Here is a 14,659-nt window from a genome sequence, read left to right as displayed (position 1 = left end):
ATGACCGCGCCCGGACGAGTCGTCGTCGACCTCGGCCACATCCGTCTGCATGCCCTCACCTGGGGGGAGCCCGATGCGCCGCTCGCCATCTGCCTGCACGGTTTCCCGGATTCCGCGTGGACGTGGCGACACCTCGCGCCCGAACTCGTGTCGGCCGGGTATCGGGTGGTCGCGCCGTTCACCCGCGGCTACGCGCCGTCCGAGATCCCGGCCGACGGCGACTATCACGTGGCGGCGCTCGCCCACGACGTCCTGGCGCTGCACCACGAACTCGGCGGCGACGATCGGGCGGTCCTGATCGGACACGACTGGGGCGCGCTGACCGCCCACGCGATCCTCGCCCGCGACGACCACCCGTTCCGGCGCGTCGTCGCGGTCGCGGTGCCGCCGATCGCCGCGATGCGACACGCGGGGACGTCGGTGCGTGCGCGGTTGCGCCTCATCCCTCGACAGATGGCGATGAGCTGGTATATCGGCTTCAACCAGATCCCGTTCCTCCCGGAGCGAGTTCTCGGGTGGCTCATCCCGACGCTCTGGCGGCACTGGGGGCCGTTCCCGAACGTCGATGACATCGACAACGCGCTGGCCACGGTGCCGAATCGCGCCCACGGATCGGCCGTCGTCGGGTACTACCGGGCCATGCTGCGCCCCCGCGTCGGCGCCCGATATGCCGACCACGCCACGGATTGGCTGCGGCCACCCCGGACACCGTTGCTCTACCTGCACGGCGCGCTGGACGGATGCATGCAGGTGGATTTCACCGACGGATTGACCGAGTTGCTGCCGGCGGGCAGCGAGGTCGCCAGGATCGATCACGCAGGCCATTTCGTTCATCTGGATCGACCCGATCCGGTGCATCGCCGGGTCGTCGACTTCCTCGGTTCGTGAACCTCGGTCGGCGCCCCGGGGCGCACCGGTGGTGAGGTCCGGCGCACAATCGACCCCATGTCGCGCCCTGCCGTCCAGCCCGATCAGATCTCGTTCACCGGCGTCGACGGGATCACGCTGCGCGCCGACGAGTGGCGGCCGGCCGACGACGAGGTCGGCCCGACGATCGTAATGCTGCACGGTGGCGGGCAGACCCGGCACTCGTGGAAGCAGACAGGTCAGTTCCTGGCGGCCGCCGGCACTCATGTGGTGTCGCTCGACACGCGAGGTCACGGCGCCAGCGACTGGTCCCCGAGCGGTCGGTACAGCCTGGAACTGTTCACCGCCGACGTCGTCGCGGTGGTCGAGCAGATCGGCACGCCGGTCACGCTCGTCGGTGCCAGCATGGGCGGGCTCAGCAGCATCGGCGCAGCCGCCGAACTCGGGGCCGAGAAGGCGCGCGGGTTGGTGCTCGTCGACGTGGTCCCGCGCTTCGACCAGGCCGGGAGCGCCCGGATTCGCGATTTCATGACGGCCAACGTCGGCGGATTCGACACACTCGAGGACGCGGCAGAGGCCATCGCCGCATATCTCCCGCACCGACCCAAGACCTTCCACCCGGAAGGACTCAAACGCAATCTGCGTGCAGGTGAGGACGGTCGCTGGTACTGGCACTGGGACCCGGCGTTCGTGGCGTCGAAACCGGGGGACGACCGCTTCGTGCGGGCCGAGCATCTGGAGGAGCAGCTCGCGTCGCTGACGGTCCCGATCCTGTTGATCCGCGGCAAGCTCTCCGACGTCGTCCCCGAGGACGCGGTCGCCGGGTTCCGCGAGGTGGTCCCGTCCGCAGAGGTGATCGAACTCACGGACGCCGCCCACACGGCCGCCGCCGACGACAACGACGCCTTCACCCAGGTCGTCCTCGACTTCATCGGTGCACACCGTTAGGCGGTGCCCGCCGTTCACCCGCCCCGACCACCCGCTCGACCACCCGCTCGACATCCGGCCCGGCGACATGGGCCGCGTCTATGGCGGGGACGGTCGGTTCCTTCGTAGACTGGCCGCGGGGAAGCATCGGGAGCGCACGTACCGTTGGCCGACAGTCGTCTCGTACGCGGCATGGTCACAAGCGGGGGCAGGTTGTCTTGATCGATCGCACATGCGCGTGAAGCGCGAAGGAGAGGCCGGATGAACGGCGAGGGTTGCTGGTCGACGGTCGTATGCACGCCCGCGGAGCGTGCCGCGCTGGGGCTGACGGGCCAATCCGAGTGGTTGTTGCACTGCCGGCTCGCGGCGGGCCATCAGGGCAACCATGCGACCGACGCGAGCGTCCGGCCACGGGCCGACCGTCGACTGTGGCTGGAATGGAACGACTTCGACGACCACGCGCAATCGCTCATCGAACGCAACCCGTGTTCGGTGCGTTCGCCACAGGGCGCCGCGTGCCTGTACTTCGCGAGCCACGGCGGCCAGCACTTCTTCGCGCCGTCCAACGGTCACGCGCCGACCGAGATTCGCGGACCCCATCCGGCGACGGGCCAGACGCCGACTCAGGGCCCCGGTCAGTCCGGCGAGATCCCTCGGCCGATGCCCAGGCCGGGGCCTCCTGGGCCGCGGACGCCCGCGCCACCCGCGCATCCCGGGCAGGCCCCGCACCAGCCCGACCGGATGCGGATGACGACCGACACCCACATCCCGGTGGTCCGGACGGCCGCCCAGCAGTCGGCCACCCAGGGATCGGCCACTCAGGAATCGTCGTCGCAGGACGCGGCCCGAACAGGCGGGCGTCCGGCCTCGCGCCCCGCTGCCCCGGTGCCCGGCGCCCACGCGAACGCGGGCGGTCGGCACGACGGATATCGGCCGGGACGTCGCTCCACCGACGCCGAGCCTCCGACGCCGTCGGCGCCCCGGCCGGGCAGTCGTCACCGGCTTCCGGACGCAGACTCCGGCACGCCGCAATCGCCGCAATCGCCCGCCGGTCCGCCGCCCAAGCCGACTCCGCCGGCCTCGCCGCCGCCCGCCTCGCCGCCGCCCGCCTCGCCACCGCCTCAGGCGGAGCAGCCGGAGCGTAAGCCCCACGCAACGTCGCAGCCGACCGCATCGTCGGCGACATCGGCCCATGGTGCTGCCACGCAGGCAGCTTCGCCGACCCCCGCGCCGGGCCGGGGTGATGCCGATCTCGCAGCAGCGTTGAGCGAGGTCGCCGCCGCGCTGGAGAACCTGGCCGCGGCGGTGCGCGCATCGCGTAACGAATAGCCCTCCGTCCCGTGGTGACGAGACATGTCGCGCGGCCGGCCTTCTGGTTACCCTATGGGGGTACCGGTATACATCTCGGGATGGTATACCTGTAGGGGGTACTGGTAACCCGAGGACGTCGAGAGGATTGCACTGATGGAGCATGCACAGCACGGGTACATCGGTCGCAAGGACGACTACCTGCGGAGACTTCGCCGCATCGAGGGCCAGGCCCGGGGGTTGCAGCGCATGGTCGACGAGGAGGCCTACTGCATCGACATCCTGACCCAGGTCTCCGCGATGACCAAGGCTCTGCAGGCGGTCGGACTCGGCCTCCTCGAGGAGCACATGAACCACTGTGTCGTGAACGCGGCACAGGAGAGCGACGCCGCGGGTCAGGAGAAGGTCGACGAGGCGATGCAGGCGATCACGCGCCTGGTCCGGTCCTGACCGGGTGTCCACAACCGCGGTAACGCAACTGCGGTAACACAATCGCCGTAACACAATCGCAAAAACACAATCGCAGTAACACAATCGCAGTAACACAATCGCAGTAACACAATGGCGGCGACAACCACCGCAAGGAGGGTTCTTCATGACCACCAGCACCTTTACCGTCAGCGGGATGACCTGCGGACATTGCGTGGCATCTGTTCGAGAGGAGATCGGTGAGATCTCCGGAGTCGATCGTGTCGAGGTGTCCCTCGACACCGGTGCCGTCGAGATCACCAGCGATCGGGTGCTGGACCGGGACGAGGTCGCGGCCGCTGTCTCCGAGGCCGGCTACCGACTGACATGACCACCGGAACCCGGATCGTCGGCTTCCTGATCGCGATGGCGGCGGTTTTCGCCGTCGCGTTCGGGATCGGACGAGCGGTCGACCCGTGGGGCGGTGATGCCCCGGCGGGACCACCGGGCGTCCACCAGCAACACACGGAGTGACGAGATGTCCAGCACCATCGAGCGGATCGATCTCGACATCGACGGCATGACCTGCGCGTCGTGCGCGAATCGCATCGAACGCAAGCTCAACAAACTCGACGGGGTCAGCGCGACGGTCAACTACGCGACCGAACAGGCGCACGTCGAGTTCCCGTCCACCCTCGACTCCACGGATCTCGTGACGGTTGTCCGCGGCGCCGGCTACGACGCGACCCCGGTCCCTGCCCCAGGGGATCGGCCGGACGCCGCCGACGACGCGCAGCGGGACGGTCCCGAGGACCGCGACCTTCGTGGATTGCGGCAGCGGCTCATCGTGTCGGCGGTGCTCACGGTCCCGGTGGTCGCACTCGCGATGGTGCCCGCGTGGCAGTTCACCTACTGGCAGTGGCTCTCGCTCACCCTCGCCGCGCCGGTCGTGGTGTGGGGTGCCTATCCGTTCCACCGTGCGGCATGGATGAATCTGCGCCACGGCGCCACCACCATGGACACGCTCGTGTCCATGGGCACGCTGGCGGCGTTCGCCTGGTCGGTGTACGCGCTGTTCCTCGGGACCGCCGGGGAGCCAGGGATGCGCCACGGATTCGACCTCATCGCCGCCCGCGGCGACGGCGCGGGGAACATCTATCTCGAAGCGGCCGCGGGCGTCACCACATTCCTGTTGGCGGGCAGGTACTTCGAGAAGCGGGCGAAGCGGCGTGCCGGGGATGCGCTGCGCGCGCTGCTCGACCTCGGAGCCAAGGACGTCGCCGTCGTGGTGGACGGGATGGAACGACGAATCCCGGTGTCGGAGTTGTCGGTCGGCGACGAGTTCCTCGTCCGGCCGGGTGAGAGGATCGCGACCGACGGGGCGGTGGTGCAGGGCGCCTCCGCAGTCGACGCATCGATGATCACCGGTGAATCCGTACCGGTGGAGGTCACCGAGGGCGACGACGTGACCGGCGCAACGGTCAACACCAGCGGCCGACTGGTGGTGCGCGCGAGCCGGATCGGGGCGGACACCGCACTCGCGCAGATAGCGAAGATGGTCGCCGACGCGCAGGCCGGCAAGGCGGCCGCGCAGCGTCTGGCCGACCGGATCTCGTCGTTCTTCGTGCCGGCCGTCATCGCGATTGCCGTTGCGGCCCTGGGTTTCTGGCTCGGCGTGGACAGTGTGTCGGGCGGGTCCGGCGGGGTCACGTTCGCGTTCACCGCCGCGGTTGCGGTTCTCATCGTCGCCTGTCCGTGCGCACTCGGTCTGGCCACGCCCACGGCCCTGATGGTCGGCACCGGCCGGGGCGCACAACTCGGGGTGCTGCTCAAGGGGCCCGAGGTGCTCGAGACCACCCGACGCGTCGACACCATCGTGCTCGACAAGACCGGCACGGTCACCACGGGCGAGATGACCGTGGAATCGGTCACCGTCGTCGACGGGGATGCCGGCGAACATCTCGACGAGGATCGAGTGCTGTGCGCGGCGGCCGCCGTCGAGGCGGGCTCGGAGCATCCGATCGGCGCCGCGATCGTCGCGGGGGCCGCGCAGCGGTCGCCCGCCTCGCTGCCGGCGGTGAGCGAATTCCGGGCGTCGGAGGGTTCCGGCGTGGGTGGGCTCGTAGACGGTGTCCGCGTCGAGGTCACGAACCCGCGCCGGCTGGAACAGACGTTGCCGGAACGGCTTTCCCGGGCTGTCGACGGTGCCCACCGGGCGGGTGCCACTGCGGTGGTGGTGACGTTCGACGGCCGCGCCGTCGGTGTCGTCGTCGTCGGGGACCGGATCAAGCCGACGTCGGCCGCGGCCATCGCCGAACTCCGACGGATGGGTCTGACGCCCGTTCTCCTCACCGGCGACAATGCGGGTGCTGCCGAGCATGTCGCACGGGCGGTCGGGATCGATCGTGTGATCGCCGAGGTGTCGCCCGCGGACAAGCTGTCGGCGATCAAAGAACTCCAGGCGCAGGGACATTCGGTGGCGATGGCCGGAGATGGCATCAACGATGCCGGTGCGCTCGCGCAGGCCGACCTCGGACTCGCGATGGGCACCGGAACAGACGTGGCCATCCAGGCGAGCGACCTGACCGTGGTCAGCGGTGACCTCTGGGCCGTCGTCGATGCGATCCGCCTCGCCCGGCGCACGCTGGCCACCATCAAGGGCAATCTCTTCTGGGCGTTCGCCTACAACGTGGCCGCGATCCCGGTGGCCGCGGCCGGTCTGCTCAATCCGATGCTCGCCGGCGCGGCGATGGCGCTGTCGTCGGTGTTCGTGGTGGCGAACAGCCTCCGGCTGCGACGCTTCCGTCCGCATCCCCGCTGACCGCCGCGGCAGACCTCACCATCCCGCCGACAGCAACCGCTATCCCGCCGACGGCAACCGCCATCCCGCCGACCGTGCGCAGAATCCCGCCGAGTGTGCGTTGCCGACCACCCGGCTGGTCTCAGTGTGCACGATCGGCGAAGATCTGTGCACGATCGACGGGACGCTGTGCCCGATCGGCGAAGCTGCGTCCGATCTGTGCGGGCGGGCAGCAGCATCGAGCAAACGAACCGGGGGAGAACTAGAACAGGTTCTAGTCCATCGTCTACTCTGTGCGCATGGCAGGTTCTGAGATCCCCGACACGATCGCGCTGGACTCGGTGGAGTCCTTCTCCGACGACGTCGACGTGCTGGTCATCGGGTGTGGTGTCGCAGGCGGGAGCGCGGCCGTGGAAGCGGCAGCGGCCGGGGCCAGGGTCCTGGTCCTCGAACGCGCGGCGGCGGCCGGCGGCACCAGCTGTATGGCGGGCGGACATTTCTACCTGGGCGGCGGCACCGCGGTGCAGCAGGCCACCGGGCACGACGACAGCCCGGAGGAGATGGAGAAGTACATCACCGCGGTGTCCCGTGAACCCGAGCCGGACAAGATCCACGCCTACTGCTTCGACAGCGTCGAACACTTCAACTGGCTCGAAGGCCTCGGGTTCAGTTTCGAGCGCAGCTTCTACCCGGAGAAGGCCGTCATCCAGCCGCAGACGCAGGGGCTGATGTTCACCGGTAACGAGAAGGTGTGGCCGTTCAAGAACATCGCGGCGCCGGCTCCGCGTGGGCACAAGGTGCCCGTCCCCGGCGACACCGGCGGTGCCTCGATGGTCGTCGACCTCTTGGTCAAACGTCTCGCCGAGCTCGGCGCCGAGATCCGCTACGAGACCGGCGCTCGACAACTCGTGGTCGACGAGTCCGGCAGCGTGGTCGGTGCAACGTGGAAACGCCCCGGCGAGGAGGGTGTCATCCGGGCGCGGTCGGTGGTCGTCGCCGCCGGGGGCTTCGTGATGAACGAGGAAATGGTGGCGCGCTACGTGCCCCATGTCGCCGAGAAGCCGTTCACGCTGGGAAGCACCTACGACGACGGGCTCGGCATCCGGCTCGGCGAATCGGTCGGCGCGGCGCTCAAGCACATGGACCAGGCGTTCGTGACCGCGCCGATCTACCCGCCGAGCATCCTGCTCACCGGCATCGTCGTGAACAAGAACGGTGAACGCTTTGTCGCCGAGGACTCGTATCACTCGCGAACCTCGGGATTCGTGATGGATCAACCGGATTCGGCGGCGTACCTGATCGTCGACGAAGCGCATATGAAACGCCCCGAGGTCCCGTTGATCAACCTCATCGACGGTTGGGAGACCGTCGCCGAGATGGAATCTGCCCTCGGCATCCCCGAGGGTCGACTCCAGAAGACGCTCGCCGACTACAACGTGAACGCGGCGAAGGGCGAGGATCCGGACTTCCACAAGTCGGCGGAATTCCTGGCACCCCAGGATCAGGGGCCGTGGGGTGCCTTCGATCTCAGCCTCGGCAAGGCGATGTACTCCTGCTTCACCATCGGTGGGATGGCGACGTCGATCGACGCCGAGGTGCTGGACGGCGACGGCGCACCGATCGCCGGGCTCTACGCCGCGGGTGCCTGCGCCGCCAATCTTGCTCAGGATGGCAAGGGCTATGCGAGCGGAACACAGCTCGGGGAGGGCTCGTATTTCGGTCGGCGTGCCGGCCGGCACGCCGCTCGCCGTTCGGAGGTTGTGACCGAAGGATGACGTCCCGGTCCGAGCGGGGCCATTCGTGCGCCACGTGAGGTATCAAGGGGTGTGACCACCACCGCTCGTCCATCCGCCCACTTCTGGGCGGCCGCTCTGGCCGGCGTCGTCGCGGTCGGCGCGGGGCTCGGGATCGGCGAACTCTTCGCGGTCATGGTGGCTCCGGGCGCCTCGCCCTACTTCGCCGTCGGCTCCGCGGTCGTCGACCACACACCGGACGGGATCCGTGAGTGGGCGATCGGCACCTTCGGAACGTCCGACAAGCTTGCGCTCTTCATCGGCATGGGCTTGATCATCGTCGCGATCGCTGCGGCGTGCGGTGTCGCCGAACGCCTTCGACCGCCGGCCGGCACCGTGGTCGTCGCCATTTTCGGCGTGGTCGGTGTCATCGCCGCGCTGGCCCGTCCGGACTCCCGGTGGACTTTCGCGATCCCGTCGGTCTTCGCGGGGCTCGTCGCGGTGCTCGTCCTGCGAATCCTGGTGGGCATGCTGCGCAAGGCCGAGGACACGGTTGCCCGTACGACCGCGGCCGACGTCGGCGAACCGTCACCCTCGGGTGTTGGTCGTCGGTTCCTCCTGACCGCAGGCGGGATCGCCGTCCTGGCCGTGGCCGCCGGAGTCGCCGGTAGGCGGGTCCTCGCCGACACCACGCGTACCATCGCCGACCGCAGCAAAGTGTTGCTGCCCATCCCGCGGTCGGCGGCACCGCCCGTACCCGCCGCGGCCGATCTACAGGTCCCCGGCGCCACTCCCTTCGTCACCACGAACGACGATTTCTACCGGATCGACACGGCCCTGCAGGTCCCGAGTCTCACGACCGCGGATTGGTCGCTACGCATTCACGGCATGGTCGACAACGAGATCCGGATCGGCTGGGACGAGTTGCTGACGATGCCGATGACGGAAAGGATCGTCACCCTGACGTGCGTGTCCAACGTCATCGGCGGTGACCTGATCGGCAATGCGCGGTGGCTCGGAGTCCCGATGAAAACCCTTCTCGACCGGGCCGGCGTGCAGCCCGGCGTCGACATGCTGTTGTCGACGAGTGCCGACGGGTGGACCTGCGGCACGCCGGTGTCGGTGGCCACCGACGGACGAGATGCGTTGCTGGCCATCGGGATGAACGGGGCTCCGCTGCCCGTCGAGCACGGATACCCGGTGCGGCAGGTGATCCCCGGTCTCTACGGCTATGTGTCGGCGACCAAATGGCTCGTCGACTGGGAGCTCACCCGATTCTCCGATGCCAAGGCCTACTGGACCACGCGCGGATGGTCGGCCCTCGGCCCGATCAAGCTGGCCTCACGGATCGATCGACCGGACTCTCGGTCGGAGCATGCGCGCGGGGACGTCGTGATCGCCGGAACCGCATGGGCGCAGCACACCGGGGTGGCATCGGTGGACGTGCGCATCGACGACGGAGCCTGGCAGTCCGCACAGCTCGCCGAAGAATACTCGGTGGACACCTGGCGGCAGTGGCGGTTCACCTGGAACGCCGCCCCCGGGGACCACACCGTGACCTGTCGCGCCACCGACAAGAATGGCCGCGCCCAGGTCGAGTCGTACGCGTCGCCCGTCCCGGACGGGGCCACGGGACTCGACTCCCGGACGTACACGATCACGTAGCACGAACAGGTGAAACGAGACTGATAGTTTTCACAAATCGGCGACTACGCCACCAGATGTCGGTGTGAGCCGCTAAACTCTGCTCACTTCGTGTCGGGTTCGAGTGGGTTGAGGGATTGTGCGCCGAGTTCTGTTGTCGCTGACCGTATTTCTCATGGTCGGTCTGTTTCTCCAACCTGGCTTCCAGCCCGGGTCCGCCCACGCACTGGGGATCGGGGGCATCCAGTTCCCCGACATCGATCCGCCGGTCTCGATCGGCGACCAGGAACTCACCCGCAAGAAGCCGGATTGGTTGCCGCCCAGCCTCGGCGAGAACGCCTCGGTGATCCTGGTCCCGGGCACCACCGACTACGACGGCTCCGATCAGATGGCCCGCACCGCAGGGATCGGGTTCTACGATTCGCCCGATGGCCCGCGCGAAGAGTTGCCACCGATCACCACCGTCGACTACCCGGCCGCCTTCGGCCTCAAGATCTTCGGTCTTCAGATCGACCTCGCGGGCATCGGTACGTTCAACGAGTCGGTCGACAAAGGGACTGCGACCGGCGTCCAGGACGCCTACGCGGCCTGGGTGAAACAAGGGCAACAGGGCACAGTCATCGTCAATGGCTATTCCCAGAGCGGTCCGGTGGCGATGAACATCGCCTACGAACTGCACAAGGACTACGTCAACGGGGTCGAGGGTGCCATCCCCGACGAGAACGTCGTCGTGGTGGTCGGCGCGGACTCGCGATTCCCCAACACAGGTGTGGAGAACGTCGTCCCGAGCTTCATCGACGGGATGTACACCAATGGCGATCGGGATCCGGCCGACACCGGCGACATCAAGGTCATCTCCTACTGCGTCCAAGGTGATGCCACGTGCGGGGTGGGCAATCCGTTCGCCGACCCGATCGGCACCTTCTTCTACCTGATCCCGGGTTTCTATACGCACGCGTTCCTGGAGAGCCACGTCAACGACTACACCCGGATCAAGACGTGGGACAGCGACGACGGCAACACCACCTACGTGGTGCTCAAGGGCGACGGCGGCGGCAACCCGTGGGGGATGATGCTGCGCGACGTCGGCATCGACGTACCCAAGGAGTTCGACGAGGCGCTGAACACCCTGATCCCCGTCCCGATGCCGGGAGAGCAGGCCGAGATCGGCGGCCACGCGATTCCGACGCCCCGGGAACTCCAGGAACAGATCTACGAGAAGCTCGGCTGGACGGTCCCCGCAACCGATCCCGATGTGCTGGACAAGCGCGCGGCGGGCGCGACCGGTTCGTCGACGGCGACAACCGAGACTTCCGCGACAACCGAGACTGTCAAAACAACGGAGACGACGGCAGAGTCGGCTTCCGCGGTTCCGACCGCACCGGATACGACCACATCGGATACGGCCACATCGGATACGGCCACATCGGATACCGGGTCACCGGCGGCGACAGGGTCCGAGGTGCCGGAGGTGTCCGAGCCCGAGACGGCCGAGCCCGAGACGGCTGAGCCCGAGACGGCCGAGCCCGAGACGGGGTCGGGACCGGACACCGAGGCCACGCGGTCCGAATCGACCGCCGACGAGGCAGACGATCACTCTGGCAAGACCTCGGATATGTCGGATGACACCTCATCCGATGACACCTCATCGGACGACACCTCATCGGACGACGAACCATCGAGCGGCTCGACGGACTCGGAGTCGGGGTCCGGCACCTCGGGTGGTGCGTCCTCGAACTCGAGCTCGGCTGGACAGTAGCCTGGACAAGTGTCCATTCCGATGGGTAGCGTGTTCGTCAATAGGTGAGTGACCAATCTGACTGCGTCGCCCCCATCAGGTGAGGTCATGCTATGTTCGTCGCACGTTTTTGTGAGCCGGGTGACAATGCACTGCCCCCGGTACATCGCGGTCCGGCACGGTCTCGTGGTGTGGGCATCGACTGCGGGGGGTCCGGTCTGCCCGGTGCGAACCAGACAGGGTGAGAACTATGAGTGTGGGTGTCGTGCGCGAGTCTGCCGCGGGCGAACGCCGAGTGGCGTTGGTCCCCAAGGTGGTCGGCTCGTTGGTCGGTAAGGGTGTCTCGGTGATCGTCGAATCGGGTGCCGGTCTGGGGGCATTGATCCCCGACGATCATTATGTCGAGGCGGGTGCCACCATCGGCGATCCGTATTCGGCGGATGTGGTGGTGCGGGTTGCGCCGCCGTCGGATGACGAGATCGGTAGATTGCGCAGCGGGCAGAAGCTGATCGGCTTCCTCGCGCCGCGCAACGTCGACAACCAGATCGGTGCGCTCAAATCTGCTGGTGTGGAGGCATATGCGGTCGAGGCGATCCCGCGTATCTCGCGTGCGCAGGTGATGGATGCGCTGAGTTCGCAGGCCAACGTCTCGGGGTACAAGGCGGTCGTCGTGGCGGCCGATCTGTCCACCCGGTACTTCCCGATGATGACGACGGCGGCGGGCACGGTGAAACCGGCCACGGTGCTGGTGCTCGGTGTGGGCGTCGCGGGGCTGCAGGCATTGGCCACGGCCAAACGCCTCGGCGGTCGCACCACGGGGTACGACGTGCGTCCGGAGGTGGCTGAGCAGGTGCGGTCGGTCGGTGCGCAGTGGCTCGATCTCGGTATCGACGCCGCCGGTGAGGGCGGATACGCCCGTGAGCTCACCGATGACGAACGTGCCAAGCAGCAGCAGGCCCTCGAGGATGCGATCAAGAGTTTCGACGTGGTCATCACGACCGCGTTGGTGCCGGGGCGTCCCGCACCGCGGCTGGTCACTGCCGCCGCGGTGGAAGGTATGAAGGCCGGCAGCGTGGTGGTCGATCTGGCCGGCGAGACCGGCGGCAACTGCGAGCTGACCGAACCGGGCGAGACCTTGGTCAAGCACGACGTGACCATCACCTCGCCACTGAATCTGCCGGCCACGATGCCCGAGCACGCCAGCGAGCTGTATTCGAAGAACCTGCTTGCGCTGATCGAGTTGATGCTCGACGACAACGGCGGTTTCGCACCGGATTTCGACGACGAGGTGCTCGCGGGAGCGTGCGTCACGCGAGAGGAGGTAAAGGCCTGATGTACAACGAACTTCTCGCGAACATCGCGATCCTGGTGCTGGCCGGATTCGTGGGTTTCGCCGTCATCTCCAAGGTCCCCAACACCTTGCACACGCCGCTGATGTCGGGCACCAACGCCATTCACGGCATCGTCGTGCTCGGTGCCCTGGTGGTCCTGGGCTCGTTGCCCGCCGACGCCAACTGGGGTGTCCGCATCATCGCGTTCGTCGCGCTGGTGTTCGGAACGCTCAACGTGGTCGGCGGCTTCGCCGTCACCGACCGCATGCTCGGCATGTTCAAGGGTAAGAAGGAGGCCGCCAAGTGAGCGCCCCTGTCCTGCAGGCAACGAGTCTGAACCTCGCGGTGGAATCGTCGGGCCAGGTGTCCGAGGGCCTCGGCTACGGGGTCACCGTCCTCTACATCGTCGCGTTCTCGCTGTTCATCTACGGCCTGATGGGTCTGACCGGACCCAAGACCGCGGTGCGCGGCAACTGGATCGCGGCGACCGGTATGGGGATCGCGATCATCGCGACCCTGCTGGGCGTCTACAACAACGCCGGCGATGCCGGGGTGCCGACCGTCAACTGGGTACTCATCGTGGTGGGTCTGATCGTCGGTGTGGTGCTGGGCATCCCGCCGGCGCTCAAGACGAAGATGACCGCGATGCCGCAGCTGGTCGCGCTGTTCAACGGTGTCGGTGGTGGCACCGTCGCGTTGATCGCATGGGCGGAGTACATCGAGACCGACGGGTTCACCGCGGTCGGCGAGACCCCGGACGTACACGTCATCGTCGGGTCGCTGTTCGCGGCGATCATCGGTTCCGTGTCGTTCTGGGGTTCGCTGGTCGCGTTCGCCAAGCTGCAGGAACTGCTGAACAAGAACTTCGAGAAGTCGTTGGTCAAGGCGGCCAAGGGCTTCCAGCTCGCCAACATCGTGCTGGCCATTGCGGCGGTCGCGATCGCCGTCTACATCGGTGTCAGCGCGGACTCCACGTCGGCGACGCCGTGGTTCTGGATCGTGCTGCTGCTGGTGATCGCCGGGCTGATGGGCCTGTTCGTGGTGTTCCCGATCGGCGGCGCCGATATGCCGGTGGTCATCTCGCTGCTCAACGCGTTGACCGGTCTGTCGGCTGCGGCCGCGGGTCTGGCCCTCAACAACCAGGCGATGATCGTGGCCGGCATGATCGTCGGCGCGTCGGGTTCCATCCTCACCAACCTGATGGCCAAGGCGATGAACCGGTCCATCCCGGCGATCATCTTCGGCTCGTTCGGTGGTGGCGATGCCGGACCGGCGGGTGCCGCAGGAGATGCCGGCGGCACGGTCAAGGCCACCTCGGCCGCCGATGCCGCGATCCAGATGGCGTATGCCAACCAGGTGATCGTGGTGCCCGGCTACGGACTTGCCGTCGCGCAGGCGCAGCACGCGGTCAAGGAGATGGCGGCGCTGCTCGAGGGCAAGGGCGTCGAGGTCAAGTACGCGATCCATCCGGTTGCCGGTCGTATGCCGGGCCACATGAACGTGCTGCTGGCCGAGGCCGACGTCGCCTATGACGCGATGAAGGAGATGGACGACATCAACGGTGAGTTCAACCGCACCGACGTCGCCATCGTCATCGGCGCCAACGACGTCACCAACCCGGCGGCGCGCAACGACCCGAGTTCGCCGATCCACGGCATGCCGATCCTCAACGTCGACGAGGCCCGTTCGGTGATCGTGCTCAAGCGATCGATGAGCTCGGGCTACGCCGGTATCGAGAACCCGCTGTTCTACGGCGACGGCACGAGCATGCTGTTCGGCGACGCCAAGAAGAGCGTCGACAGCGTGATCGAGGAACTCAAGGCGCTGTAAACATACCCAGCGCTGTAAACACACCCGGCGCTGTAACACTCGCGCTGCAAGCACACGCAATTGGTCAATCCAC

The 14,659-nt window shown here is 67.5% G+C and carries 13 protein-coding genes; all 13 read left to right on the top strand.

What is annotated here, in order from left to right:
- The 13 genes from ACPXCG_RS22700 to ACPXCG_RS22640 all read left to right on the top strand — a co-directional run bounded on the left by ACPXCG_RS22700 (nucleotide 1) and on the right by ACPXCG_RS22640 (nucleotide 14,586).
- On the top strand, nucleotides 1-888 hold the full coding sequence (locus ACPXCG_RS22700; RefSeq protein WP_425794594.1) for an alpha/beta fold hydrolase: 888 nt from the start codon (nucleotides 1-3) through the stop codon (nucleotides 886-888).
- Between the two features lie 57 nt (nucleotides 889-945).
- Entirely contained in the window at nucleotides 946-1,815 is an 870-nt protein-coding gene (locus ACPXCG_RS22695; RefSeq protein ID WP_425794593.1) for an alpha/beta fold hydrolase, read from the top strand.
- A 240-nt stretch (nucleotides 1,816-2,055) separates the two neighbouring features.
- Nucleotides 2,056-3,123: a hypothetical protein gene (locus tag ACPXCG_RS22690; RefSeq protein ID WP_425794591.1), complete on the top strand. Its 1,068-nt coding sequence runs from the start codon at nucleotides 2,056-2,058 to the stop codon at nucleotides 3,121-3,123.
- A 135-nt stretch (nucleotides 3,124-3,258) separates the two neighbouring features.
- Complete coding sequence (locus tag ACPXCG_RS22685) at nucleotides 3,259-3,552, top strand: metal-sensitive transcriptional regulator (protein WP_161060733.1); 294 nt, start codon at nucleotides 3,259-3,261, stop codon at nucleotides 3,550-3,552.
- Nucleotides 3,553-3,697: 145 nt separating this feature from the next.
- Complete coding sequence (locus ACPXCG_RS22680) at nucleotides 3,698-3,901, top strand: heavy-metal-associated domain-containing protein (RefSeq protein ID WP_425794590.1); 204 nt, start codon at nucleotides 3,698-3,700, stop codon at nucleotides 3,899-3,901.
- Nucleotides 3,898-4,044 (top strand): hypothetical protein, encoded by a 147-nt coding sequence (locus ACPXCG_RS22675; RefSeq protein WP_425794589.1) that lies wholly within the window; start codon nucleotides 3,898-3,900, stop codon nucleotides 4,042-4,044. Before ACPXCG_RS22680 ends, ACPXCG_RS22675 begins: the two co-directional genes overlap by 4 nt.
- Before the next feature lie 4 nt (nucleotides 4,045-4,048).
- The gene (locus ACPXCG_RS22670) at nucleotides 4,049-6,331 is read left to right on the top strand and encodes a heavy metal translocating P-type ATPase (protein ID WP_425794588.1); all 2,283 of its coding nucleotides are present in this window, start codon (nucleotides 4,049-4,051) and stop codon (nucleotides 6,329-6,331) included.
- 278 nt (nucleotides 6,332-6,609) lie between these two features.
- On the top strand, nucleotides 6,610-8,085 hold the full coding sequence (locus ACPXCG_RS22665) for an FAD-binding protein (RefSeq protein ID WP_425794587.1): 1,476 nt from the start codon (nucleotides 6,610-6,612) through the stop codon (nucleotides 8,083-8,085).
- 51 nt (nucleotides 8,086-8,136) lie between these two features.
- Nucleotides 8,137-9,708 (top strand): molybdopterin-dependent oxidoreductase, encoded by a 1,572-nt coding sequence (locus ACPXCG_RS22660; RefSeq protein ID WP_425794586.1) that lies wholly within the window; start codon nucleotides 8,137-8,139, stop codon nucleotides 9,706-9,708.
- Nucleotides 9,709-9,862: 154 nt separating this feature from the next.
- Nucleotides 9,863-11,446, top strand: a complete 1,584-nt coding sequence (locus ACPXCG_RS22655) for a hypothetical protein (protein WP_425794585.1) — start codon at nucleotides 9,863-9,865, stop codon at nucleotides 11,444-11,446.
- Between the two features lie 229 nt (nucleotides 11,447-11,675).
- Nucleotides 11,676-12,758: a Re/Si-specific NAD(P)(+) transhydrogenase subunit alpha gene (locus ACPXCG_RS22650; protein WP_425794584.1), complete on the top strand. Its 1,083-nt coding sequence runs from the start codon at nucleotides 11,676-11,678 to the stop codon at nucleotides 12,756-12,758.
- A complete protein-coding gene (locus ACPXCG_RS22645) occupies nucleotides 12,758-13,063 on the top strand; it encodes an NAD(P) transhydrogenase subunit alpha (RefSeq protein WP_425794582.1) in 306 nt (101 codons plus the stop codon). The genes ACPXCG_RS22650 and ACPXCG_RS22645 overlap by 1 nt, the downstream gene beginning before the upstream one ends.
- A 26-nt stretch (nucleotides 13,064-13,089) precedes the next feature.
- Nucleotides 13,090-14,586 (top strand): NAD(P)(+) transhydrogenase (Re/Si-specific) subunit beta, encoded by a 1,497-nt coding sequence (locus ACPXCG_RS22640; RefSeq protein WP_425794657.1) that lies wholly within the window; start codon nucleotides 13,090-13,092, stop codon nucleotides 14,584-14,586.
- Nucleotides 14,587-14,659 lie beyond the last annotated feature (73 nt).

Origin of the sequence: Gordonia sp. DT218, assembly GCF_049847105.1 — a bacterium.
Classification (GTDB): Bacteria; Actinomycetota; Actinomycetes; order Mycobacteriales; family Mycobacteriaceae; genus Gordonia.
This window is presented reverse-complemented; position numbering and strand designations above follow the sequence as displayed.